The sequence below is a fragment of the Maribacter confluentis genome, assembly GCF_030505015.1.
Classification (GTDB): Bacteria; Bacteroidota; Bacteroidia; order Flavobacteriales; family Flavobacteriaceae; genus Maribacter; species Maribacter sedimenticola.
In genome coordinates this window covers 607565-632247 of sequence record NZ_JAUKUC010000001.1, presented here as the reverse complement: position 1 = coordinate 632247, position 24683 = coordinate 607565, and the positions used below count along the sequence as shown (strand labels likewise).

Sequence of the window (24683 nt, the reverse complement as noted above, 5' to 3'; positions counted from 1 at the left end):
GTAGTTGTTAGGATTTTTTTGAAGTTCTTTTATGTTGAATATACCGTAACAATCTATTGGAAAAGAAAGTAATGATAGCACTTTTAACCGTAGAGGTGTTTAGCATTTGTGCGCCTATACCGGTACGAAACGTCTGTGGAACCAAATCTACTTTAGTATGATGCGCCAATAGTTTTAAATTTTCCTTGTTGATTTCCCGTTGAAGCTCCAAAACTTTAAGTCGATTATCTATTTCTTTGAAGGATGTATATGCTTTTGTCATATCACGAAAAATAATAGGTGGATAATTTTTTGAGTACAGGTTTGTTCAATTTTTCCCTGAATAGATAGCATACAAATGCCAGAAAGATATAAAAACCGGAAATGACCACAAACCCACCAAAATAACTGTCCATTAATTCAGAAAGCCAAAGGCATGCTGCAAAGGATAGGAACAATAATGCCAAGAGAGCACTAATGCCAATTAGTGCCAATTGTAATAGACCTGTTGCATTTTTGGAAAGGACCTTGAATATTTTAAGTCTATAATATTCCTCGCTATGTTCTATGTATGACCCCATTTCGGTCTGTAACCCAATGAGGTCATTTTTTAGTTCTTCAAAAGCCATACGTACTATTTTTGTAGTTGGGCATTTTTAGCTTTAAGGTCTTCTAGTTTTCTCTCCAATTTATCAATGATGTCATCTGCCTTGTAACTCATGGTGGCAATGGCCTCATCCAATTTTCTGTCGAATACGTCCTTCTTTTCGTTTGCCGTTTTGGTTAGTTCGTCTTTGGCATGGGATAAACGTTCTGCTAAATCATGTCCGGTATCCTCTACTTTTCTTTTTATTTTATGGCGAGTTTCAATGCCCTTGTCCGGAGCATAAAGTATACCGATTCCTGCTCCAATTGCTGCGCCAGTTAATAGGGCCAATAATACATTTCCGTTGTCGTTCTGCATGATGTTTAAATTTAGGTGTTATTGAATTTACTCAACCTAAATGTACATCCATTAAAATGCGGTTGAAATGACATGCATCATATTCTACAAGTTATTATAGAACTATATTGTTGTATATAATCACAACGCACTATTCAGTTGGATGAAGGGATTGATATAGTCTTGTGGTTTAAAGAGCAGTATCTGTATGCTGTAATTAAGTAAGTAACTGGTACACTTGTTGCGCAATTTCCAATTCTTCATTGGTTGGAACCACCAGAATCTTAACCTTGGAATCAATGGTGTTTACTTCACGGATAGTTGCCGCTCTTAAATCATTTTTTGCATCGTCCAAAACTATATTGAAATGGCTCATATCTTGGCAGACAAGCTTACGCATTAAGCTGGAATTTTCCCCAATACCGGCAGTAAAGATTATGGCATCTAATCCGTTCATGGCGGCAGTATAGGCGCCTATATATTTTTTTATGCGGTAGGCGTTCATCTCTAGGGCCAGCATACATTTTTGGTTGCCATTACTTGCCTGGCTTTCAATATCACGCAAATCATTATAACCGGTAAGGCCAAGCATACCGCTTTTTTTGTTCAGTAGTTCATTTATTTCGGATAGGCTATAGCCCAGGTTGTCAACCATATAGAAAATTATGGAGTGGTCAATATCTCCACTACGTGTTCCCATAATTAATCCGTTAGACGGTGCAAAACCCATACTGTGGTCTATACTTTTACCATTTTTAATGGCCGTAATACTACACCCATTCCCTAAGTGAATTGCAATTAAATTGGTCTTTTGATTGTTTAAATAAGCATTTGCTTTTTCAGATACATATTTGTGACTGGTACCATGAAATCCGTATGCCTGTACGCCTTTTTCGTCATATAAGGGTAGGGGAATGGCATATTGTTTGGCCTTTACGGGAATAGTACCATGAAAAGCGGTGTCAAAGACGGCAACTTGTTGAGCGTTCTTAAAGATCGCTTCCGCCATTTCTATGCCTACTAAATTGGCAGGATTATGAAGTGGCGCCAAAGGAGATAGTTTTTTTATGCTCTTTTTTACATCATCATTTATTAAGGTGGTTTTTGTGTAAGTGCTTCCCCCATGTACCACCCGGTGGCCTATGGCATCAATATTGTCCGTACTTTCAATAACTCCTTTTTCAGAATCTAAAAGTAATTCCGTTATTCTTTCCAGACCTTCCCTGTGGTTGTTTATCGTACAGGTCCTTTCTATCTTATGATCATTTGATGTAAAGGAAGAAATGGCATCGATACTGCCAATACGTTCAATTATTCCTGCGCAAATAATTTGTGCGGAAGGCATGTTCAAAAGTTGGTATTTGATGGAAGAACTACCGGAATTTATAATTAAGATATTCATAAAATTGGGTTAAAGGCCTTGCGCCTGTATAGCGGTGATGATTACGGTATTAAATATATCTTCTACAGTACAACCACGGCTTAAATCGTTTACGGGCTTGTTCAATCCTTGTAACATAGGTCCAATTGCCAATGCCCCTGTTTCCCGTTGCACAGCCTTGTATGTATTGTTGCCAGTATTTAAATCGGGAAAAATAAATACACTTGCCTGTCCGGCAACTTCAGAATCGGGTAACTTACTTAATCCTACTTTGGCATCTACGGCGGCATCATACTGTATTGGTCCTTCTACCTTTAGATCGGGTCTTTTTGTTTTGATGATTTCAGTAGCCTTGCGAACCCGGTCCACATCTTCTCCTACGCCAGATGTACCTGAGGAATAGGATAGCATGGCAATTTTTGGTTCTATACCAAATGCAGTACTTGTAGCGGCAGAGGAAATTGCAATTTCTGACAATTGTTCAGCTGATGGGTTTGGATTGATCGCGCAATCGCCAAAAACGGTAACCCTATTGGGCAAGCACATAAAGAAAATGGAAGAGACTATGGATACGTCAGGTCTGGTCTTAATAAATTGTAACGCAGGGCGAATAGTGTGTTGGGTAGTGTGTACCGCTCCGGACACCATACCATCCGCATGTCCTTTATAAACCATCATTGTACCGTAATAAGAAACATCTTCCATTAAATCCTTGGCCATGGCCAAGTTTACATTTTTATGTTTCCTTAATTCAAATAGGGTATTGGCGTACTCATCAAAAACTGGTGATTCAGTTGGATCAATGATATTAATGGTCTCAAGGTCAAGGTCAATATCCAATTCGGTAATTTTAGTCCTAATCTGTTCTTTATTGCCCAATAATGTAATGGAAACCGCATCCGCATCTATTAATTTTTTAGTGGCTAAAAGGATACGCTCATCTACTCCTTCGGGCAGTACAATATGCTTTTTGGAGGATTTGGCCTCTTGCAGCAAATTATATTGGAACATTCTAGGGGTAATACCCTTTGCCTTGAAGGTAATCAAGCGCTCGGATAATTCCTTGGTGGGCACGTGTTTTTCAAATTCTTGGATGGAAGTCAAGATTTTCTCTGTATTATCGGCATATATACGAGGTCTTATAGTGCCAATTTTATTGGTTACCGCATAGGTGCCACCGGCAACAGAAAGTATGGGGATGATATCCGTTAGACCCTCAATCAATTTTGTAATGGAATCTTCGGGAAGGAGTCCGCCCGTTAATACTATACCGGAAAGTTTGGGGTAGTTGGTTGAAATATTGGCTTGCAAAGCACCTAAAATAATATCTGCCCTGTCACCGGGAGTAATGACCAGGCTGTCTTCCTTTAAATGGGTGATATAATTACGCAGTTGCATGGCACCAACACCAAAACCGGCTACTTGGTTATTTATAAATGCTTCGCCAAATAATATTTTGGCATCTAATTCTTGCGATATTTCCTTGATGGTTGGGCGTCCTAAAATGGTATTCATGGGGATAGTACCGATCAAGACATTTTCAGGGAGTTTTTTCTGCAGCCCCTCATTGACAATATCTAAATTTTCTGGCTGTATTTTATTCGCAATGATCAATAGTACTTCAACACCTTTTTCCATAAACGAATCATAGGCCATATAAAGATTGCCCAAAAGTTCATCTAGCGTTTTGTTTTTACCACTGGCAAGGATAATTGCAGGGATGCCTAAATTTTTGGCAATGAGCACATTAATATCCCATTCAATAATGGTTCCCTCCCCAGAAAAATCGGTTCCTTCCACTAATACGAAATCAAAACGTTTTTCAATGGTTTTGAACTTGTGGATAATGTGTCCTACGATTTCATCGTCCTTATCCTGGTTTTTAAGTTGAACCACTTGGCTACGGGTATAGGCATAAGCCTCTTCCGGTACCATGTCTACATTAAAATAACTTAGAACCGTATCTATATGGTTATCTATTTTTCCATCAGGAACATCGTCTATAATAGGTCTAAAATACCCTACTTTGGCCGTCTTGCCCAGTAAGAGTTGCATAAGCCCTAAAGAAACAATGGATTTTCCGCTATTGGGCTCGGTAGTGACAATATAAATGGCTTTGCTCACGTATTGTAATTTTTTGGTATGTACTACATTTTAAAAGTTCGCTTTTGTATCATCCCGGATACTTGGTTATGGATAATGTTTAAATGAACCGTATGCTAAAAATCTTCGTTATAAATATAAGTATTGTTACGCCTAAATAGGCCCTTTTAAATGATATGAAATAAGATTGGATGCTATATAGGCCAATTTCCATAATTCACACGATTAATACTAAAAGCGACAAACATAAATAGGATAATCATGGCTAAAAATGACAATGCTCATAGTTCAGGTATGAGCATTGTCATTTTTAAATTACTTTGTTCAAGGTACTTTGGTTGGGTATTTAATCAAAGTTCAGAAAATGCATAAAACAAATAAAAAGGATTCCCTTGGTTTTTAACGGAAGAGCGTGCTTTCCTAGATGGGCCACGGAGCAGGTTCAAAGAACTTTGGTTTACGTTTAAGGTGCAGTTTCAATTCATCAAAGCATTTAGAAAACTACATTTTATAGGCCCCTGTGTTACCGTTTTTGGTTCTGCACGTTTTTCTGAGGAAAATGATTATTACAAACAGGCAGCGGAAGTTGGTAAAACTTTGTCGGAAATGGGGTTTACTGTAATGACCGGAGGCGGTCCCGGTATAATGGAAGCAGCCAATAAAGGGGCTTTTCTAAACAATGGATATTCTGTAGGATGTAATATTATCTTGCCACATGAACAGGAGCCCAATCCCTATTTACATAAATGGATTAATATACCTTATTTTTTTGTACGCAAGTTTTTGTTGTTGAAGTACTCGTATGCATTTGTTGTAATGCCTGGCGGAATAGGCACGTTAGACGAACTGTTTGAAGCTGTAACGTTGATACAGACAAAAATGATCCACAATTTCCCCGTAATTATTTTCGGTAAGGAATATCATAAGGAACTGTACAGGCATATTGAGATTATGGCTGAAAATGAAAGTATTTCAAAAGAAGATTTGGGTTTGATGTTTTTAACCGATTCCGTTGAGGAAATGAAGGCTCATTTAAAGGAACATGCAGTTAAAAGATTTGGGCTCATTAAAAAACCCATGCGAACACGATGGTGGTTTGGTGAAAGTAAACGCTAAAAAAAAAGTATAATGGTCAAAAATCATTTAAGATATATGAAGATGACGATACGGATATGTTGTTTGGTTTTTTTTGTCGCCTGCCAGACAAATACACAACAACATGTAGAGAACGTGCAAACGGATAGTATTGGTGTGGCAATGGAGTATAGGCCATTGGTAGAAGAGAAGAGGTTTGTTCAGATATTGAACGATGTAAAAGTAGGTGCCTATTTTCAGTTCATGGATTCTGTGGTCAATACTTATGATAGCATTGTGCCATATGATTTATCGGAACATTTGTTGGTACGCCATAATCCTTGGATTATAGATACTTTGGAAAACACGGATTATTATAGAATGATTGCTCGTGATTCCTTTGTATATGATCAAAGACAAATGATCGTATTGCCCAAAGGAAGTCAACTCCATATTCCAGATTCGTTAAGTGCGTGTAAATTGTTGGAAGCATTTTCAAATACAGAAATTGATGTAAATGTACCGGAATATAAACTGCGCATCTTTCAAGATTCCATATTGTTATATACGTTTTCGGTTAGAGTGGGCCAGCATAGGGAGCGGTACCTAAAATTTGGTGACCGTGTAACAGATTTAAGGACAAAAACGGGCAAAGGTTCCATCATTAAACATGTAAGGCATCCTGATTTTTATAACCCAGTAAACGGCAAGCGTTTTTATGTCACCAAAAGGGATGATGAAAAAACTACGATGATGCCACAAATACCATGGATAGAGACAGAGATCAATGCAATTAGGAACGGTCAAATGATTCACCCCACCACAAATCCTAAAACCTTGGGTAAAGCATATTCCAATGGTTGTATAGGATTAGGGGAAGCAGATTCTTGGAGGGTCTATTACTATGCCCCTTTAGGTACCAAGCTCCGTATACGTTATGACTTGAAAACATATGATGAGGGCATGGTCATTTCCGTTTTAAAGGATGTGTATAATCTTTCAAATTAGAATGAATATGAATTGGCTTTTTTGAATATGTCAAGAAACTTGTGCAAACATAATTTTATTAATTTTACTAAAGTGAACAAGCTGTTTTCCATACTATTATCATCGCTGATCATGCTGCAAAGTTTTGGCGTGCACTATGATGATATCGTTCAATTGGATGAATTGATAGAGCATGCGCAGTTCCATAATGAACAGTATGGGGACAATATTATCGTTTTTCTGTCCAAACATTATGGTGAATTAAAGGCAGAGCACCAAAGGGACCATCAAGAAGAGAAGAAAGACCATGAAAAACTGCCGTTTAATCACAGTAGTACGTCCCACACCTGTATAGCGGACATTTTTATAAATACCTATAAGGCAGATTTTAACCTAGTGGAATTTTTGGATTATAGCGCCGCAAATTTTCATTATCATGCGCCTACATCCACATTACATACCCAGGGTATCTTACAGCCCCCGCGCTTTTCATAACATAATCGATTTTTAATTTATTTAGTTCAAATTCCTTGTTGTGAATTTGGGCGACTAACATTTATGTATATGAAAAGATGCTTTCACAAATTATTAATTTCAGTTTAAGGAATAAGCTCGTAGTACTATTGTTCACTCTGTTCATTGTGGGGTATGGGCTTTATGCACTATCACAGATTCCCATAGGTGCGGTACCGGATGTAACCAATAATCAGGTTCAGGTCATTACCACATCACGGAATCTGTCTACACAGGATATGGAGCAATTCATTACCTATCCCGTAGAATTGGAAATGGCCAATTTACCCGGAGTTCAGGAAATTCGGTCTGTATCCAAATTTGGACTATCTGTCGTAACCATTGTATTTGATGATGATCTGGGAACGTATTTGCCCAGGCAATTAATTGCGGAAAAGATAGCGTCTGCATCGGAAAACATTCCTTCAGGCTTTGGTACTCCACAAATGGGACCCATTTCTACGGGACTAGGAGAAATTTACCAGTATATTTTAGAGGTGGAGCCAGCGTATAAGGACACCTATACCACAACGGATTTGCGAACTATACAGGATTGGATAGTAAAACGACAATTATCAGGCATACCCGGTGTTGTTGAAGTGAACACCTGGGGCGGATTTTTAAAGCAATATGAAGTAGCCATCAATAGCCAAAAGTTAAACGCCATGAACATTACTGCTAGTGATGTATTTAGGGCGCTTGAAAATAACAATAGCGTTTCTGGTGGTGGGTATATAGAAAAAGTCAATCAGGCGTATTTTATTCGTGGTGAAGGCTTGGTTGCCTCTTTGGATGACATTAGAAATATTGTAGTGAAAAATGATGGTATTCCAATTTATATTAAAGACATAGCAACAGTGGATTTTGGAAGTGCAGTACGTTTTGGAGCAATAACCGGCAACGGGGAAGGGGAAAAAGTTTTAGGACAGGTGATGATGCTTAAGGATGCAAATTCTAAAAAAGTGATAGAAGCGGTCAAGGAACGTGTGGAATTAATTTCAACTTCACTACCAAAGGGCGTTTACATTAATCCGTTTTTGGAGCGTAGTGAGCTAATTTCAAAAACAACCTTTACGGTTACGGAAAATTTAATTTTAGGATGTTTGATCGTCATCTTTGTGGTGGTACTTTTATTGGGCAACTTTAGGTCTGGTTTAGTGGTTGCATCAGTAATTCCGTTGTGTTTGTTATTCGCTTTATCGCTTATGTACATTTTCGGAGTAGATGCCAATTTAATGAGTTTAGGAGCTATTGATTTTGGCATTATCATCGATGGGGCAGTAATTATTGTAGAATTCATAGCGTTCGAGATTACTAGGAAACAGCAAGAATTAAATAGTCTGCAAAAGTTAGAAAAGCAGCATTTAAAAGATGAAATTACCTTTAATGGAGCTTCAAAAATGATGAATTCGGCCATTTTTGGACAATTGATCATTTTGATCGTATTTATACCCATATTGTCTTTGAGTGGTGTAGAAGGCAAAATGTTCAGGCCTATGGCATTGACATTTAGTTTTGCGCTGATCGGGGCAATGATCTTATGTTTTACCTATGTACCGGTAGCGGCATCAATCTTTATAAAGCCCTCCAAGCAAACCGATAAGAACATCTCCGTTCGTTTAATGAATTGGTTGAACAAGAAATATATGCCTATAATTGAATGGGCATTAAATAGCAAAAAAATTGTTTTAGGTGTTGCAACGGTATTTCTTTTAGGTGCAATAGTATTATATAGTACCATGGGTAGTGAATTTGTACCTACATTGGATGAAGGGGATTTTGTAATCCAGCCCGTTTTAAAAACAGGGACTTCATTGAGCAAGACTGTTGAAATTACTACCGAAATCGAAAAAATTCTATTGAAAAACTTTCCGGAGGTACAACAGGTTGTTACCAGAATAGGTGCCGCAGAAGTTCCTACCGATCCTATGTCAATGGAAGAAAGCGATGTTATCATTAAATTGGCTCCAAAAGGGGAATGGACCAGTGCAACCTCCAAAGATGAACTTGCGGACAAGTTCAAAAAAGCATTGGCCGTAATACCGGGTATAGAAGTAGAATTTACCCAACCTATAGAAATGCGTTTTAATGAGTTGATTACTGGAGTTAGGGCAGATATTGCCATAAAGATTTTTGGACCGGATTTAGATGTACTGGCTCAAAAAGGGAGCGAAATAGGTAATTTGATAAAAACGGTAGAAGGTGCTGCAGATATAAGTGTTGAGAAAATAGCGGGTCTACCGGAAATGAGGGTTCATTACAACCGGGCCAAAATTGCCCGTTATGGATTGAACATTCAAGACTTGAATGATTTGGTATCCATGGGATTTGCAGGTAAAACTGCAGGCAGTGTATTTGAGGGAGAAAAGCGATTTGATATAGTGGTTCGTTTAGAAAAGGATAAGCGAAAAGATTTGGATGACCTTAAAAACCTATATGTAGATATTCCTACAGGTGGTAAAGTGCCTTTGACAGAACTGGCGGAAATCAGTTATAAAAAAGGGGCGGCAAAAATTTCTAGGGACGATACCAAACGCCGAACAGTAGTTGGGGTTAATGTTCGTAACCGCGATCTACAATCTGTAGTGGACGATATTCAAACATTGATAATGGCGAACGTTAAACTACCAATAGGGTATACCATAACCTATGGCGGACAATTTGAGAATTTACAGAGCGCAAGAGACCGCCTTTTAATTGCTGTGCCTATTGCGTTATTGCTCATTTTTGTGCTCCTGTATTTTGCATTTAAATCGGTAAAGGAAGCATTGATAATTTATTCCGCAATACCATTGGCGGCTGTTGGTGGCGTTGTACTGTTGTGGATGCGAGGTCTACCGTTCAGTATATCCGCAGGCGTGGGTTTTATAGCATTGTTTGGTATAGCCGTACTCAATGGAATAGTTTTAATAGAGCATTTTAAGGAATTAAAGAAGCAGGCGTTCCCCAGTTTAGATGCGTTGATAAAACAAGGGACTACAGACCGTTTAAGAGCTGTATTGTTAACGGCCTCAGCTGCTGCCCTAGGTTTTTTGCCAATGGCGATATCTACCAATGCAGGGGCAGAAGTCCAAAGACCTTTGGCAACTGTAGTAATTGGGGGACTTTTTACGGCCACCATTTTGACTTTGGTCGTTTTACCGGTGCTCTATTCAATTTTTGATAAATATGAATATTCTAGAAAGCCAATTCCTAAAACAACGCTGCAAAATGGTATCGCTTTTATTGCACTGCTATTATCGGTTGGCGCATCGGCACAGAATACAAAAACTCAAGATCTTGACGGATTGATATCCTTGGCCCTTGAAAACAATATGGGTATAAAAGCCGGGCAATCTAAAGTTGAGGTATCAAGGACCATGGTCAATAGTGCCTTTAATTTTGATAAGACCCATGTGTATTATGAGTATGATGAAAATAATTTAGCCATTAACGGGGTGCCGTTAAAAGTATTTGGTGTGCAACAGGATTTTCGTTTTCCTACTGAATATTTCTCCCAAAAGAGGGTGAATAAAGTAAAAAACAATTTAGTACTAACGGAATTCGATATTCAGCGTAAAGCTTTAAAAAGAGCTGTGACAATTAGGTACTATGAATATCAGGTTGCACGTAAAAAAACAATGGTCTACAAACGTTTAGATAGTCTGTATGCCAATTTCTCTTCTGTTGCCGCCAGAAAGTTTGAACTAGGTGAAACCAATTATTTGGAAAAGATAACAGCGGCTTCAAAACAACGAAAAATTAACTTGGACTATGAACGGGCCGTACAAGAATTGGCTACTGCATATAGTAATTTGTCCGGATTGGTTCAAGTTGAAGATAGCTTGGTATTATCACAGAAAATTCATCTTAAAATGGATGTATTGAATGCGCCAATTGAAAATTCTCCGGAGATGGCCTTTTATGAGTTACAAATGCAACTAATGGCTGCAGAAAGTACTATTGAAAAACAGCAATTGCTTCCAGACATCAGTTTAGCTTACTTTCAAGGGTCAAATTCAGCATTGAACGACAATCTCATAGGATATCAATTGGGGTTGAAAATTCCTTTATTGTTCAGTGGGCAGGCCGCCAAAATTAAAGCGTCAAAAATTGCTAAGGAACGGGCAGTGACAGAATCGGTTTCGTACAGGGTTCAACTGCAATTAAGACAAAACATCCTATTAAAGGAATTGGAGCAGATACAAAATTCCCTCAATTATTATGAAAATGAGGGAACGGTACTATCAGATGAAATATTAAGGACTGCCCAGATTAGTTTTAAAAATGGTGAAATTGATTTCTATCAATATATACAGAGTTTGGAAAGTGCCTATGATATTCAATTGGGCTATTTGGAAAAATTAAAGGAGTATAACCAAACCGCCGCAAATATTAATTACCTAACCTTATAAATTCTGCATCATGCAAAAACATAGTTATAAAATTTTGAACGTATTAATGCTTGCATTTCTTGTAAGTTGTGGGGGTGAAGAAAAGTCGCCCAAGGGAAGCGGGGAATCAGTTGCAGGTACTGATGACCGTATTCAAATTTCCCAAGAACAATTTGACCAAAATAATATGAAGTTGGATGTTATTAAAGAAATGCAATTTCCGGTTATGATTACTACTTCAGGGATGATAGATGTACCACCGGAAAATAGGGCTGTAGTTAGTGCCAAAATGGGCGGTTATATTAAAAGGGCTCCGTTGCTTATAGGTGATCGGGTTCGTAAAGGTCAATTATTGGTGACTATAGAAAATCCGGAGTTCGTAGCCTTACAGCAAAAATATATGGAAATTCATGGGCAACTAAGCTATTTACAGGCAGAGTACGACCGGCAGCAGACCATGGTAGACGAGAAAATTTCTTCACAGAAAAGTTTTCTTAAGGCTCAGAGCGATTATAAAACTGCCGTTGCAACCTATAATGGCTTACGTAAACAATTAAATATGATGAACATATCTACAGAACAGGTTGAAAAAGGTAATATTAGTTCTGTGGCATCAATTTTTGCGCCCATAGAGGGTAGTATTACAAAGGTGAATGTTTCAAAAGGAACGTATGTTTCCCCTGCAGTACCTATTATGGAGATTATTAATAATGATCATATCCATTTAGAACTTTCCGTATTTGAAAAGGATGTCATGAATATCAAGAAAGGACAAATGGTCGAATTCAAAATTCCTGAATCTTCAAGGGAGACTTTTAAGGCCCAAGTGCATTTGGTAGGGACTTCTATTGACGAAAATAGGACAATAAAGGTTCATGCACATTTAGAAAACGAGGAAAAGGCAAATTTTTTAACCGGCATGTTCGTAGAAGCAAATATAATTACGGAATCAACAAAGAAAATGGCGTTGCCTACAGAGGCTATAAACATTGTAGATGACCAAGCTTATATATTGGTCCTTGACGATAAATTGGATGATCAATACTATTTTAAGCGGATGACAGTTACAACTAATGGTGATTATAATGAAATGACAGCTCTGGAGAACCTATCGGGAGATAATTTAAACAGGCAATTTTTGACCAAGGGCGCGTTTAATTTAATGGGAGAGTAAATGACCGTAAACCATAATTATTAAGATACCTTAAGAAATAATTGGAACAATAATTGAAACTTGCAATTTAAAAATGACCACAATGAAAAAAGTAGTTTTCATTTTATGTGCTATCCTTTACATAAACGTTTCGTTTGCTCAAGATTGGCAGACAGATTTTACTAGGGCACAAGAATTGGCAAAAGCTAAAAATTTGCCAATTGTCCTTGTCTTTCAAGGTTCGGATTGGTGCACTCCATGTATTAAATTGGATAGGAGCGTATGGTCTACTAAGGAATTTAGGGAATATGCCAATGACCATTATGTCATGCTACAGGCAGATTTTCCGCGAAAAAAGAGTAATGCCTTGCCTATTCAACAATTGAATAAGAACAAGGCCTTGGCTGAAAAATATAATGGTAACGGAATATTTCCTTTTGTAGTGGTCATGGACGCTACAGGTAAGGTGTATGGTGAAACAAGCTATAAAAAGCTTTCTCCCGTTGAATATATAAATGAACTAAATTCCTTTATTGAATAGGTGAAGAACAGTTTTTTCATACTAACCCTGTGCTATATGGGCCTATTGGTTGCCCAAGAACCCTATAAACGTACCATGAAGTTAATGGGTAGCCGTTTTGATATTACGGTGGTTGCTAAAGATCCTGTTGAAGCTAATGGATATATTGACTTGGCTGTCAATGAAATAACAAGGATAGAGCAACTAATTTCCTCTTGGGACGCAAACTCTCAGACAGCTGAGGTCAATAGAAATGCAGGTATACGACCGGTACAGGTAAATGCGGAATTATTTGAACTTATACAAAGGGCGATAAGTATTTCCAAATTGACAGATGGGGCTTTTGATATCAGTTATGCCTCTATGGACAACATCTGGCGGTTTGATGGTAGCATGAAGGAAATGCCTACCGCAGAGGAAATCAAGGCCTCCGTTTCTAAAGTAGGGTATCAACATATTGTGCTGAATAAGGAGAACAGTACGGTTTTTCTAAAATCAAAAGGCATGAAAATTGGTTTTGGAGCCATAGGTAAAGGGTATGCGGCAGATAAGGCTAAAGATGTATTGATTGCCAAGGGTGTCGTTGCAGGGATTATCAATGCGTCCGGTGATATGAATACTTGGGGCAAGCAACCAAATGGAAACGAATGGAATGTTGCCATAACCAACCCTATGGACAAAAACAAGGTGTTCGCTGTATTGCCCATTACCAATGGGGCGGTAGTAACTTCCGGAAATTATGAAAAGTACGTAACTTTTGAGGATGTAAGATATACGCATATAATAGACCCAAGGAGTGGCTATCCGGCTACGGGAATCATTAGTGTTACAGTGTTTGCGCCAAAAGCGGAATTGGCAGATGCCCTCGCTACATCGGTATTTGTAATGGGTAAGAATGTCGGGTTAAATCGTATTGAACAATTGCCAAAAGTAGCGTGCATTATTATAGATGATAAAGGAAATATCATTACATCAAAAAATATAGAAATAGAAAAATCATGATACGAACATTATTAGTTCTGGTGCTTGTTATTAGCGCGTTGAGTAGCTGTACGGTTTTAAAGGAATATGAAAAAATAAATATCAATGACCCGGATATGGCTTTGCAGGATAAAAAGGTGGACCGTAATGTAACGATTATGCATTCGTATAGGGAAGCTGCCGCTGGGGCCAATGGAGGTAAAACAGGCGGAGGTTGTGGTTGTAATTAATGGGTGCGTAAAGTTGCAAAAAATGAATTTTTTCAAGAAAATAGGTAGTTTGGTATTACTGTTCCTAACGGCAACGGGCTATGCCCAGCAAAATCAAGATTCTGTTAGGACGTATAAAAAAAGAGTCTTGGAAACTACCGAGGTGGATTTTTTGACCAGTTATTATTCACAGGATGGTGATAATGCCGCTGTAAGTGGAGGTTTGGGAACTGAAGAGTTAATTGACATTACGGGGACATTTGTAGTGGCCATTCCTCTTAACGATGATGACGTGTTAACCATTGATGCAGGCGTTTCAGCGTATACATCGGCATCATCAAGTAATGTTGATCCATTTGACGGCGCACAACCGGCAGATCCTTTTGTAGCTAGTTCCGGAGCTTCAAGTTCAGATACTTGGGCAAATATTACGGGCGCATATAGCCATACTTCAGATGATAGAAATACAATCGTTTCAGGTAAACTTTCGGTATCCTCGGAATACGATTATTTTTCTGTTGGTTTTGGGGGAGGATTAACCAAATTGTTCAATGAGAAAAATACCGAGGTTAGTATAAATGCAAATGTATATCTCGATACTTGGAATTCTATTTATCCCACGGAGTTGAGGCCATTTGCCAGCGGAGCCAATGGTTTGGCCAATGGGTTCTTTTCAAATAAAACAATAATTGGTAATGCCAATTACGATCCTGTGTTTGAAAAATTTACCGATGAATCCAGAAATTCTTACACCTTGGGCTTTGGGTTCTCCCAAATTCTAGGTAAAAATCTGCAAGGTTCATTAGCACTGGATTTGGTTAGGCAACAAGGGTTGCTTTCCACACCGTTTCAACGCGTATATTTTGCAGATGTTGACGATTCGTTTATAGAAAACTTTCAACTTGCGGATGCCATAGAGCAATTACCCGATAGCCGATTTAAAATTGCGGCGGGCGTGCGTTTAAACTGGTTTGTTAATGAAACCATTGTTGTAAGAAGTTATTATCGGTATTATAATGATGATTGGGGAATAAGGTCACACACCGCAAATGTGGAACTGCCCATTAAATTATCGGATAAGTTTACGGTATATCCTTCGTACAGATTTTACGAACAGTCTGGCGCAGATTATTTCAAGGGATATGAAGAAGCTTTGTCTACGGATACATTTTACACTTCAGATTATGATTTATCGGAATATTCGGCAAATCAATTTGGAGTGGGTATATCGTATACGGACATTTTTACCACAATGCATATTTGGAAATTAGGTTTTAAGAGTATTGATGTGAAATTTTATAAATACGATAGAAATACAACGTTTAGTTCCAGTATTATTACCGCAGGATTTAAGTTTGTAATGGACTGAACCGCTAGCTAAAACAAGATATTAAACAGGCCTCTAGGCCTGTTTTTTGTTTTTGGAACAAGGTTTAAAATGCCAAATCATTTAGTAAATACCATTTGAAATAAGTACCTTTTCAAACGTTTATAGTGAAATAAAATAGTGATTTGAATGGAGTTAAGAAAAGAATATGACTTAGTATGTGTAGGGGCGGGTATAATGAGTGCAACCTTGGCATTACTGGTAAAACAGTTAAAGCCAGATCTTAAGGTACTTATTGTTGAACGGTTGGATAAAGTGGCACAAGAAAGTTCAGCTGCATGGAACAATGCCGGTACAGGTCATTCAGCTTTGTGCGAGTTAAATTATACGCCAGCGGATAAAAATGGGGATGTAAACATTACCAAGGCAATTGATATCTGTACACAATTTGAAATTTCTAAACAATATTGGTCTTATTTAGTGGACCAAGGATTAATTAAAGAACCCAGATCATTTATAAATCCGGTGCCACATCATAGTTGGGTAAGGGGCAAAGAGAATGCGGACTATTTGGAAAAACGTTATAAAGCGTTGAAGGAGCATTTTATGTTTAATACCATAACATTTACTAGAGATGTGAATAAGATGGAGAATTGGTTTCCCCTAATGATACGCGGACGAACAAATGAAGAGACTATGGCCGCCTCTAGAATAGATAGGGGAACAGAAATGAACTATGGGGCGTTAACTGAACATCTATTTGCCATACTAGAAAAGGAATATAATACAAAAGTTTTGTTTAATACGGAGGTAGAGGATATTGATCCAGACCATGATGAGGATTGGCTTCTTAAAATGGAAAACCTTAAAAATGGCAAAAAAAGTACCTTAGATGCCCAACATGTATTTATAGGTGCTGGAGGTGGCAGTCTATTATTGTTGCAAAAAGTGGAAATTGAAGAAAAAGATGGTTACGGCGGTTTTCCGGTGAGTGGGGAATGGCTGGTCTGTAAGAATAGGGAGATTATTGAACAACATAATGCAAAAGTATATAGTAAGGCGGGTATAGGTGATCCACCCATGTCGGTTCCCCATTTAGATACACGATATATCAATGGTAAGCGTGAACTTCTATTTGGGCCGTTTGCAGGGTTTAGTCCCAAATTTTTAAAAGAAGGCTCAAATTTGGATTTGTTGAAATCTATCAATTTTGACAATATACCTTCTATGTGGGGCGTGTTTTGGCACAACTTACCACTAACAAAATATCTTATAGAACAGGTTGCCATGAGTTTTGAGGATAGAATGGAATCCCTTAGAACATTTATAAAAGATGCCAAAAATGAGGATTGGGAAATTTTAGTGGCCGGTCAACGTGTGCAGACCATTAAAAAAGATGAATTTGAAGGCGGTTCGTTGGAATTTGGAACCCAATTGGTAAGCAGTAAGGATGGCAAGATCACTTGTTTGTTAGGCGCATCACCTGGGGCATCTACTTCCGTGAAGATTATGTTGAATGTTTTGGAAAAAGCGTTTCCCGAAATAATGACTACGGATAAGGGTACACAATTACTTAAAAAAATGGTGCCGTTTTATACCCAGGAAGTTACCAAAAATTTGTTTAATACTTGCCTAAAAAAGTCCAATGAAATTTTAGGTTTAAACCGCGATTTGGTACAGGAATAATAGCAAAAGAAAACGCCGTAATGTAACCCATTACCGCGTTTTCAAATTTCACTATAGCATAAGGGTATTAACCTAAAACAGGTTTTTCCGTAATAAACGGTTGTTTATAATATCTTTGACCGGTTGCTTTGTACAAGGCATTTGCCAATGCGCCTACCACCGGTGGTAATGAAGGCTCTCCAAGTCCTGTGGGGTCAATGCCGTTATCCACAAAATAACTTTCTATTTCCCTTGGCGCTTCTTTATACCGAATTAAGCGGTAAGTATCAAAATTGGATTGTTGGGGTTTACCTTCAATAAAGGTCATTTCACTATAAGTGGCATGACCAATACCATCTATAATACCTCCCTCAATTTGATTTTTTGCCGCCATAGGGTTGATTACGATTCCGCAATCTACCGCACACCAAACTTTATCTACTTTTGGCGGATTGGAATCCTTGGCCAAATCCAACACTTGGGCAACATAGGAATTATGGCAATAATAAGCGGATACTCCTCTTGCTATGCCATTTTTTACACTTCCGTCCCAACCAGATTTCTCTTTGACCAACTTAAGGACACCTGCATAACGTTCTGGGTCATAATCATTCTTTTCAGGGTTGCCCACAGGATCTTTCATGGCCCTGTCAAATAATTCTAATCTAAATTCTATAGGGTCCTTTCCGGCCGCTTCGGCAACTTCATCCATAAAGGATTGTTCCGCACCTGCAACAAAATTTGAACGGGGCGCACGCCATGCTCCTGTAGTAACATTGGTTTCTAGAACAAATTTCTCCGCTTTATAATTATCTACCGCACCCGCTGGAAACCTATTTTCAAAAATGAGGTCGTCATTGGAGCCAACGCCTTTTACATGCCAGGCAATTAAATTTCCATCCTTGTCCAAACCGGCCTTATATTTCACTTTATAGGTGGGTCTGTACGTTCCTTGTGTCATGTCATCCTCACGGGTATAGACCAATTTTACAGGGGCTTGCATCTTTTGCGAAATTACCGCAGCCTCAACGCCAAAGGTACCATAGAGTCTTCTTCCAAACCCGCCGCCCATTCGGGTCATTTTTATATCAATTTTTTCTACCGGCAGATTTAGACGTGAAGCCAAGGATTTTTCCAAAAATTCCGGGGTTTGTATAGGCCCATTCAGTATTGCGCGTTCAGCGGTGACATCAGCATAAAAATTCATGGGCTCCATGGTATTATGCGCAAGAAAGGGTGCACTATAGGTACGTTCAATGACCTGTGCGGCACGGTTAAAAGCCTTGGTGACATTACCATCGTTTCGTGCCGGTTCCTTGGCGTTGGTATTCAGTAATTTTTCCAAAGCCTCTTCATGATAAGCCGTACTTTCTAGGGTAGATGAGTTTTCCCATTCAACGTTCAGCGCTTTCTTTGCCATCATACATTGCCACGTACTCTCGCCAACTATTGCTACCAGTTTTGCAATACCGCCACCGTCAGACCATTGTTGTTCCATGTCATCAGGGTATACATCTATGGGAAATACTTCTTTTATCCCGGGCATGGATGATACGGATTCTGCATTCATTGATTTATAGTTCATTCCAAAAGCTGGCGGATGTACGATCATTGCCGTTAACATGCCCTCTTCTTGAATATCGATACCGAATAATGGTTTTCCTGTTACAATGTTTGGTCCGTCCACATTACGTCTATCGGTACCAATGATGTTAAAATCCTTGGTATCCTTTAGCACTACTTCCTCGGGTACGGGTATGGTGGCCGCTTTTGAGGCCATCTCACCAAATCCTGCGGATTTATCGGAACCTTTGTGTGCAATAACACCTGCTTCAATGGTAATTTCCGAAGCAGGTACCTGCCACGTATCAGCAGCGGCAGCGATCAACATATGTCTTGCGGTGGCTCCGGCCATACGTAGACCTTCCCAGCTTGCACGAATAGATTGGCTACCACCGGCTATTTGCCTTTGAAAGATTTCTGTGTTCAATGGTGCTTGTTCAACGATTACATTGTTCCAGTCTACGCCGAGTTCATCCGCAACGATCATGGGCATACTGGTTTTTACATTTTGACCAATTTCAGGGTTTGGTGATGCAATCGTTACAATGCCGTTGTCGCCAATTTTTAAAAAGGCGTTGATATTGAACCATTCTTTGGGCATTCTGCTTACCTGTTCCGGTGTTGGGTTACATGAGACCAACCAGCTAAAACCTAATAAAAGGCCTCCACCGGCAAGTGTACTGCTTTTAAGAAAGGAGCGTCTGTTATTTGATGTTTTTATGAGTGTCATTTGTTTAAAATTTTATGGAGGTGAACAACCCTTTGGTTAAAGGGGTAAAAAAACTACGCATTTTGTAGATTAGCGGCATTTTTAATAGCCTTTTTTATTCGCGTATAAGTTCCACATCGGCAGATATTTCCGTGCATGGCATTTTCTATTTCCTCATCAGTTGGGTTAGGGTTCTTTTTTAAAAATGCACTAGCGTTCATGATTTGTCCGGCTTGGCAGTAGCCACATTGATATACATCCTCTTCTAACCAAGCTTTTTGTACAAGATGGTCGCCATTTTCTGAGAGTCCTTCAATAGTCGTAATTGCTTGCTCTCCAACTGCCGAGACCGGAAGTTGACAGGAGCGTACCGCATTATCGTTTAAATGTACCGTACAGGCGCCACACTGGGCTATACCACAACCAAATTTGGTGCCTACCATTTGTAAATGGTCGCGTAGCACCCAGAGCATTGGGGTGGTAGGGTCAACATCTACTTGTTCTGTTTTTCCGTTGATTTTTAAACTGAAATTAGCCATTTGTTTTTACTGTTTGTTTGAGTCCTTTGAAATTAAGGATTTTTTATATGCATCGGTCATAAAATTCCAATTAATTAGCGTTAAAATTAGCAAGGCGTATGGCATTGAAAGGGTGACTTAATAAGAGCTCGTATTTATGCTTGATTTATGAGGGGAGATTTAAACAAAAAAAGTATACCTGTGCTTTATTTGCAAATTATTGCTTCTAAAGGTAAAAGAGCTATTTATAGATGGTATTGTGCTATTTGTTTGCGCAGGATGCGGGTATTTTTATGAAATACAAAAAGACTGTGCTCATTGTAACTTGAACATGGTCAAAATTCGTAGCATATGATAACTCAAAATATAACACATAAACTATCAGAATCTATTATAGACACTATTGGAAGTACTCCTTTGGTCAATCTTGCAAATATGGTAGAAGAGAAAAAGTTTAATCTATATGGCAAATTAGAGGCTGCAAATCCGGGAGGAAGTATAAAGGACAGGACTTCGTTGTTTATTCTTAAGCAGGCGTTGGAAAATGGCAGGATAAAAAAGGGAGATACTATTGTGGAGTCCAGCTCCGGGAATATGGCCGTAGGCCTGGCCCAGGCATGTTTGTACTATGGACTTCAGCTTGTGGTAGTGGTGGACCCAAAATTGAATTCACACACGGAAAAAATATTGAAAACCTATAACGCACGTATTGAAAGGGTAACCAAACCTTTGGATAATGGGGGGTTCTTGGGGGCAAGGTTAGAACGGGTACAATGGTTGTTAAATACCATACCCAATAGTTTCTGGACCAACCAATATGGTAATCCGGATAATCCGTTGACCCATCATTCTACTATGACGGAAATATTAGATGCACTGCATGGAAAGTTAGATTATCTATTTGTTGCCACAAGTACTTGTGGTACGCTTATGGGCTGTGCCGATTTTATATATGAGAATAATTTGAACACCAAAATCATTGCTGTAGATGCAGTTGGTAGTGTGTTGTTTGGCGGTCCACCGTTAAAACGACTTATTCCAGGTCATGGTGCAGGAGTGCCCTCACAATTTTTGGATACTTCCAGAATACATGATTATATATATGTTGATGACGTTGATTGCGCTAGGGGGTGTTGGTCTATGTTAGAAAAAGAGGCAATACTTTGTGGTGGTTCATCTGGCGGTATGATAAGTGCGGTAAGAAAGTATGCGGATAAGATTGGGGAAGACAGCAATTGCGCATTATTTCTTTGCGACCGCGGTGAACGGTATTTGGATACTATTTATAACAAAAAATGGCTGTTAAGGGAATTGCCGGAAAGTAAATCCGCATTTACCCCTTTAGGTGGATGGTAAGAGGAATGGATGAAATGAACGATGAACATATATACAAGATTGCAATTGTAGGTTTTGGACCTAAGGGCCTGTATGGTCTTGAGCGTCTTACGGCTTTTTTGAAAGATAGGGCAATCTCAAAAAATGTTGAGGTTCATATTTTCAATAGTACCTCCTTTTTTGGTGCAGGTGATGTGTATAGAACCGATCAGCCGTACTGCCTTATCATGAATTACGCCAATGGAAACATTAACGTGTGGCCCAAGCAATTACCAAAGCCGATAACAAACCATACTCCAGATTTTGTAGCATGGTTGAAGGAAAGAAATGTGAAAAATAGTTCAACTACTGATTTTGCCCCTAGGGCAAAGGTGGGTACATATTTAAATGAGTGCTATCATAATCTAATAAGCCATTTACCTGTTAATGTTAAAGTTGTACCTCACATAGGCTGGGTGGTAAATGTGGAAAATAGTAAACAGGGCTTTGCCTTGTATTATACAAATGAAAAAAAACAAGAATCAACAATAGCGGTAGATCAAATCCTATTTACCACGGGGCACATTACATATAAATCTCACATTGCGCCGAAACGGGCATCCGAGAACAATATTGGCTTTATATACCCTACCGATAAAAAACTTGTTGTGGTAGCGCCAGGAACGTCTGTGGCGATTAAGGGAATGGGGCTAACGTGCATAGATGCCGTTTTAGGGTTAACGGAAGGTAGGGGAGGTAATTTTATTAAAAATGCGGATAATTTTTTTAGCTACGTGGCATCTGGTCAGGAACCCAAACAAATGCATCTATTTTCAAGGTCTGGGTTGCCAATGGTTCCCAGGGATGGAACCCCGTTAGATGATAAACCCCTTCAATTTTTTACCGAGAAAGCGCTTATCAAAATAAAAGCGAGAAGACCAATCAACTTTAATGAGACTCTTTTGCCATTAATAAAGAAAGAATTCTATTGGGCATATTACCGTACCTTATTTCAACAATATGGTTGGGAGCTAAAGGGAGGTATTGATTTTGAGAAGATAAGGGCGCAAGTAGTGCAATTTCATAAGCAATTTAGAGATGTTGCCTATTTTAGTTGGCAGCATATTGTAAATCCTTTTGCGGAAAAAAGGAATATTACTAATGGGGAATTAAGGGAGTATATTCAATTTTTAATTCATGAAGCGGAATTGGGGGCTGATAAAAGTCCATTTATTGCGGCCGTAAGTACCTGGAGAAAAATAAGTCCTTTGTTTAATGAACTATATAGTTATGGCGGTTTGGATGCAGCTTCGCATAAAGAATTTGACACATTTTATTTTGGGCTGTTCAATAGGCTGTCGTACGGACCACCTATTGAGAACATGAAAAAAATATTGGCGCTTCATACCAGTGGGTTATTAAATTTTTCCTTTGCAAAATCGGTAACGGTGGTGAAAGGTAATGATGATGGGGAATGGTCGCTATTTGGGGAAAAGAGAAAAAAAACAAAGGTTCAATTTTTAATCAATGCTACCATTCCCAGGGCCGGACAGCAGGGATTTGAAAATAAACTTTATCAGAATTTAGAGAAAAACAAGTATATCACTCCTTTTATAAATTCATCAAGTTCTACTTATCATCCCGGTTGTATCGCTTTAAATAAAAATGGAAATCCAGTAAATGAATATGGTGAGGTCAATAAGGCCTTTACGTTTTACGGAACACCTACAGAGGGTATAACGTATGATAATGATACCCTTTCGCGTACCCGCAATGATTTTGCTACGATCTGGGCCAAAAATATTTGTAAGGTCCTACAGAACAAAGATAGAAGAATAGCACATTATGAAAGAGAAGAACAAGTATTATAAAGGCAATCAAAAAAAAGGGTTGACCCCAATTACGTCGCATTGGATGCACGAAATTTTTAATGACCAAGAAGTATTAAGAGGGGTAATGGAAAAGTACGGTTCTCCCATTAATGTTCACCATTTACCTACATTTAACGTTAACTGTGCACGTTATAAAGATTTATTTGAATCGTACGAATTAAAATATCAAATTTTCTATGCTAGAAAGGCCAATAAATCCAAGGGCTTGGTAAAACAAGCGTTTGCATCTGGCATAGGAGTGGATACCGCAAGTTTTAAAGAGTTGGAACAATCTTTGGCCCTAGGAGGAAATGGTAAAAATTTAGTATTGACATCGGCCATTAAGACTGAAGAACAAATAGCACTGGCCATAAAAAATGAGGTTCCAATAATTTTAGATAACGAGGATGAATGTGTGTTAACGGAACAAGTAGCAAAAAAAATGGGTCTGCGGGCCATAGTTGGTTTCCGTATAAGTGGATTTGAGGTCAATGGTGAAAAGTTATATAGCAGGTTTGGTTTTGATATTGACCAAGTCACAAATTTTATTGAATCATATGTAGGTGATACAAAGACCTTTGAAAACTTAGATGTCACAGGACTTCATTTTCATTTGGACGGATATTCAACCTACCAGCGTAGTATTGCACTATTAACGTGTATTAAAATTGGAAATGACTTAAAAGGAAAAGGGTATCCTATTACATTTATTGATATGGGCGGGGGTATTCTCATGAATTATTTAGAAGATGAACGCCAATGGATAGATTTTAATGATTCGTTACAAAAAGCCGTTACAACCGGAAACAATACCATTACCTTCAATGATAATGGGTTGGGGTACAGGTTAGAAGATGGTAAGTTACGTGGAAAATTAAATACCTATCCGTACTTCAATAAGGTAAACAAAAATTCATTTTTAAAAGAAGTTTTGGATTTTGTAGATGCCGATTCTAGATTATCCTTGGCAGCATTACTGCGTAAAAACCATTTTGAAATTAGGATAGAACCTGGTCGTTCCTTATTGGACCAAGTAGGCATGACCATTGCCAAAGTAGTCTATAGAAAACAAGATGCCAAAAAACAATGGTTGGTTGGTCTTGAGATGAATATGAGCCAGATGATGAGCTCAAGCGCAGATTTTCTATTGGATCCATATATAATTCATACCAGTGAAACTTTAGATAAGGAGAACGTTGATGTATTTTTTACTGGAGCATATTGTTTAGAAAGGGATGTGTTATTGAAGCGAAAAATAAGCTTAAACAGGCTACCGGCCATTGGGGATTATGTCGCTTTTGTAAATACAGCTGGTTATATGATGCATTTTTTCGAAACGGAGGCACATTTATTTGATCTTTCCACTAATTTGATGTATACAGGTACAGATGAAAAGTTATCGTTTTTTCAATTTATTGATGATAATAAGATTGTATTGAAGTAATATTTGAGCAAAATGAAATGAATCAATAAGAAAATGGTATAAGCCAAACCAAAAAT

The 24683-nt window shown here is 38.4% G+C and carries 20 protein-coding genes; 13 read left to right on the top strand and 7 right to left on the bottom strand.

The genetic code is table 11. The features are described from left to right. Positions 1 to 7: 7 nt before the first annotated feature. The 5 genes from Q2T41_RS02930 to pta form a co-directional block, all read right to left on the bottom strand. Positions 8 to 262: a DUF6327 family protein gene (locus Q2T41_RS02930; protein WP_304434873.1), complete on the bottom strand. Its 255-nt coding sequence runs from the start codon at positions 260 to 262 to the stop codon at positions 8 to 10. Position 263: 1 nt separating this feature from the next. Then, entirely contained in the window at positions 264 to 608 is a 345-nt protein-coding gene (locus Q2T41_RS02925) for a hypothetical protein (protein WP_304434872.1), read from the bottom strand. Between the two features lie 5 nt (positions 609 to 613). Continuing rightward, positions 614 to 943, bottom strand: a complete 330-nt coding sequence (locus Q2T41_RS02920; RefSeq protein ID WP_304434871.1) for a YtxH domain-containing protein — start codon at positions 941 to 943, stop codon at positions 614 to 616. 196 nt (positions 944 to 1139) lie between these two features. Beyond that, on the bottom strand, positions 1140 to 2324 hold the full coding sequence (locus tag Q2T41_RS02915) for an acetate/propionate family kinase (RefSeq protein WP_304434870.1): 1185 nt from the start codon (positions 2322 to 2324) through the stop codon (positions 1140 to 1142). Positions 2325 to 2333: 9 nt separating this feature from the next. Beyond that, on the bottom strand, positions 2334 to 4427 hold the full coding sequence (gene pta / locus Q2T41_RS02910; RefSeq protein ID WP_304434869.1) for a phosphate acetyltransferase: 2094 nt from the start codon (positions 4425 to 4427) through the stop codon (positions 2334 to 2336). A 447-nt stretch (positions 4428 to 4874) separates the two neighbouring features. Here pta and Q2T41_RS02905 point away from each other — a divergent pair, with 447 nt between their 5' ends. The 10 genes from Q2T41_RS02905 (at position 4875) to mqo (ending at position 17229) form a co-directional block, all read left to right on the top strand. Then, the gene (locus tag Q2T41_RS02905) at positions 4875 to 5522 is read left to right on the top strand and encodes an LOG family protein (protein ID WP_304434868.1); all 648 of its coding nucleotides are present in this window, start codon (positions 4875 to 4877) and stop codon (positions 5520 to 5522) included. A gap of 12 nt (positions 5523 to 5534) precedes the next feature. Then, on the top strand, positions 5535 to 6488 hold the full coding sequence (locus Q2T41_RS02900; protein WP_304434867.1) for a L,D-transpeptidase: 954 nt from the start codon (positions 5535 to 5537) through the stop codon (positions 6486 to 6488). A gap of 72 nt (positions 6489 to 6560) precedes the next feature. Next, positions 6561 to 6962 carry a hypothetical protein gene (locus Q2T41_RS02895; RefSeq protein ID WP_304434866.1) on the top strand — a complete coding sequence of 134 codons (402 nt, stop codon included), beginning with the start codon at positions 6561 to 6563 and terminating at the stop codon, positions 6960 to 6962. Between the two features lie 77 nt (positions 6963 to 7039). Continuing rightward, a complete protein-coding gene (locus tag Q2T41_RS02890) occupies positions 7040 to 11374 on the top strand; it encodes a CusA/CzcA family heavy metal efflux RND transporter (RefSeq protein ID WP_304434865.1) in 4335 nt (1444 codons plus the stop codon). 10 nt (positions 11375 to 11384) lie between these two features. Further along, positions 11385 to 12527 (top strand): efflux RND transporter periplasmic adaptor subunit, encoded by a 1143-nt coding sequence (locus Q2T41_RS02885; RefSeq protein WP_304434864.1) that lies wholly within the window; start codon positions 11385 to 11387, stop codon positions 12525 to 12527. Positions 12528 to 12609: 82 nt separating this feature from the next. After that, positions 12610 to 13047: a thioredoxin family protein gene (locus tag Q2T41_RS02880; RefSeq protein WP_304434863.1), complete on the top strand. Its 438-nt coding sequence runs from the start codon at positions 12610 to 12612 to the stop codon at positions 13045 to 13047. A gap of 36 nt (positions 13048 to 13083) precedes the next feature. Next, entirely contained in the window at positions 13084 to 14028 is a 945-nt protein-coding gene (locus tag Q2T41_RS02875; protein WP_304434862.1) for an FAD:protein FMN transferase, read from the top strand. Beyond that, on the top strand, positions 14025 to 14237 hold the full coding sequence (locus Q2T41_RS02870; protein WP_089259877.1) for a DUF4266 domain-containing protein: 213 nt from the start codon (positions 14025 to 14027) through the stop codon (positions 14235 to 14237). The genes Q2T41_RS02875 and Q2T41_RS02870 overlap by 4 nt, the downstream gene beginning before the upstream one ends. A gap of 22 nt (positions 14238 to 14259) precedes the next feature. Continuing rightward, positions 14260 to 15585, top strand: coding sequence for a DUF3570 domain-containing protein (locus Q2T41_RS02865; RefSeq protein ID WP_304434861.1), 1326 nt, complete (start codon positions 14260 to 14262; stop codon positions 15583 to 15585). A gap of 147 nt (positions 15586 to 15732) precedes the next feature. After that, the gene (gene mqo / locus Q2T41_RS02860) at positions 15733 to 17229 is read left to right on the top strand and encodes a malate dehydrogenase (quinone) (protein ID WP_304434860.1); all 1497 of its coding nucleotides are present in this window, start codon (positions 15733 to 15735) and stop codon (positions 17227 to 17229) included. Positions 17230 to 17296: 67 nt separating this feature from the next. Here mqo and Q2T41_RS02855 read toward each other — a convergent pair whose 3' ends face one another. After that, positions 17297 to 19501, bottom strand: coding sequence for a xanthine dehydrogenase family protein molybdopterin-binding subunit (locus Q2T41_RS02855; RefSeq protein WP_304434859.1), 2205 nt, complete (start codon positions 19499 to 19501; stop codon positions 17297 to 17299). A 53-nt stretch (positions 19502 to 19554) separates the two neighbouring features. Further along, positions 19555 to 20019, bottom strand: a complete 465-nt coding sequence (locus Q2T41_RS02850) for a (2Fe-2S)-binding protein (protein ID WP_304434858.1) — start codon at positions 20017 to 20019, stop codon at positions 19555 to 19557. 330 nt (positions 20020 to 20349) lie between these two features. Here Q2T41_RS02850 and sbnA point away from each other — a divergent pair, with 330 nt between their 5' ends. From sbnA to Q2T41_RS02835, 3 genes are read left to right on the top strand one after another with little or no spacing between them, the layout of a single operon-like run. Next, the gene (sbnA, locus tag Q2T41_RS02845) at positions 20350 to 21354 is read left to right on the top strand and encodes a 2,3-diaminopropionate biosynthesis protein SbnA (protein ID WP_304434857.1); all 1005 of its coding nucleotides are present in this window, start codon (positions 20350 to 20352) and stop codon (positions 21352 to 21354) included. Then, positions 21348 to 23183 carry an FAD/NAD(P)-binding protein gene (locus Q2T41_RS02840; RefSeq protein ID WP_304434856.1) on the top strand — a complete coding sequence of 612 codons (1836 nt, stop codon included), beginning with the start codon at positions 21348 to 21350 and terminating at the stop codon, positions 23181 to 23183. The genes sbnA and Q2T41_RS02840 overlap by 7 nt, the downstream gene beginning before the upstream one ends. Next, positions 23158 to 24627, top strand: coding sequence for a type III PLP-dependent enzyme domain-containing protein (locus Q2T41_RS02835; RefSeq protein ID WP_304434855.1), 1470 nt, complete (start codon positions 23158 to 23160; stop codon positions 24625 to 24627). The genes Q2T41_RS02840 and Q2T41_RS02835 overlap by 26 nt, the downstream gene beginning before the upstream one ends. The last annotated feature ends 56 nt before the right edge of the window (positions 24628 to 24683 follow it).

Bases quoted from the DNA above. Each gene is read 5' to 3' on its own strand.
- Q2T41_RS02885 (WP_304434864.1), top strand. From the start codon at position 11,385: ATGCAAAAACATAGTTATAAAATTTTGAACGTATTAATGCTTGCATTT.
- Q2T41_RS02920 (WP_304434871.1), bottom strand. From the start codon at position 943: ATGCAGAACGACAACGGAAATGTATTATTGGCCCTATTAACTGGCGCA.
- Q2T41_RS02930 (WP_304434873.1), bottom strand. From the start codon at position 262: ATGACAAAAGCATATACATCCTTCAAAGAAATAGATAATCGACTTAAA.
- mqo (WP_304434860.1), top strand. From the start codon at position 15,733: ATGGAGTTAAGAAAAGAATATGACTTAGTATGTGTAGGGGCGGGTATA.
- Q2T41_RS02870 (WP_089259877.1), top strand. From the start codon at position 14,025: ATGATACGAACATTATTAGTTCTGGTGCTTGTTATTAGCGCGTTGAGT.
- Q2T41_RS02890 (WP_304434865.1), top strand. From the start codon at position 7,040: ATGCTTTCACAAATTATTAATTTCAGTTTAAGGAATAAGCTCGTAGTA.
- Q2T41_RS02880 (WP_304434863.1), top strand. From the start codon at position 12,610: ATGAAAAAAGTAGTTTTCATTTTATGTGCTATCCTTTACATAAACGTT.
- Q2T41_RS02835 (WP_304434855.1), top strand. From the start codon at position 23,158: ATGAAAGAGAAGAACAAGTATTATAAAGGCAATCAAAAAAAAGGGTTG.
- Q2T41_RS02855 (WP_304434859.1), bottom strand. From the start codon at position 19,501: ATGACACTCATAAAAACATCAAATAACAGACGCTCCTTTCTTAAAAGC.
- Q2T41_RS02850 (WP_304434858.1), bottom strand. From the start codon at position 20,019: ATGGCTAATTTCAGTTTAAAAATCAACGGAAAAACAGAACAAGTAGAT.
- Q2T41_RS02865 (WP_304434861.1), top strand. From the start codon at position 14,260: ATGAATTTTTTCAAGAAAATAGGTAGTTTGGTATTACTGTTCCTAACG.
- Q2T41_RS02915 (WP_304434870.1), bottom strand. From the start codon at position 2,324: ATGAATATCTTAATTATAAATTCCGGTAGTTCTTCCATCAAATACCAA.
- Q2T41_RS02840 (WP_304434856.1), top strand. From the start codon at position 21,348: ATGGTAAGAGGAATGGATGAAATGAACGATGAACATATATACAAGATT.
- Q2T41_RS02875 (WP_304434862.1), top strand. From the start codon at position 13,084: ATGGGCCTATTGGTTGCCCAAGAACCCTATAAACGTACCATGAAGTTA.
- Q2T41_RS02925 (WP_304434872.1), bottom strand. From the start codon at position 608: ATGGCTTTTGAAGAACTAAAAAATGACCTCATTGGGTTACAGACCGAA.
- sbnA (WP_304434857.1), top strand. From the start codon at position 20,350: ATGATAACTCAAAATATAACACATAAACTATCAGAATCTATTATAGAC.
- Q2T41_RS02900 (WP_304434867.1), top strand. From the start codon at position 5,535: ATGGTCAAAAATCATTTAAGATATATGAAGATGACGATACGGATATGT.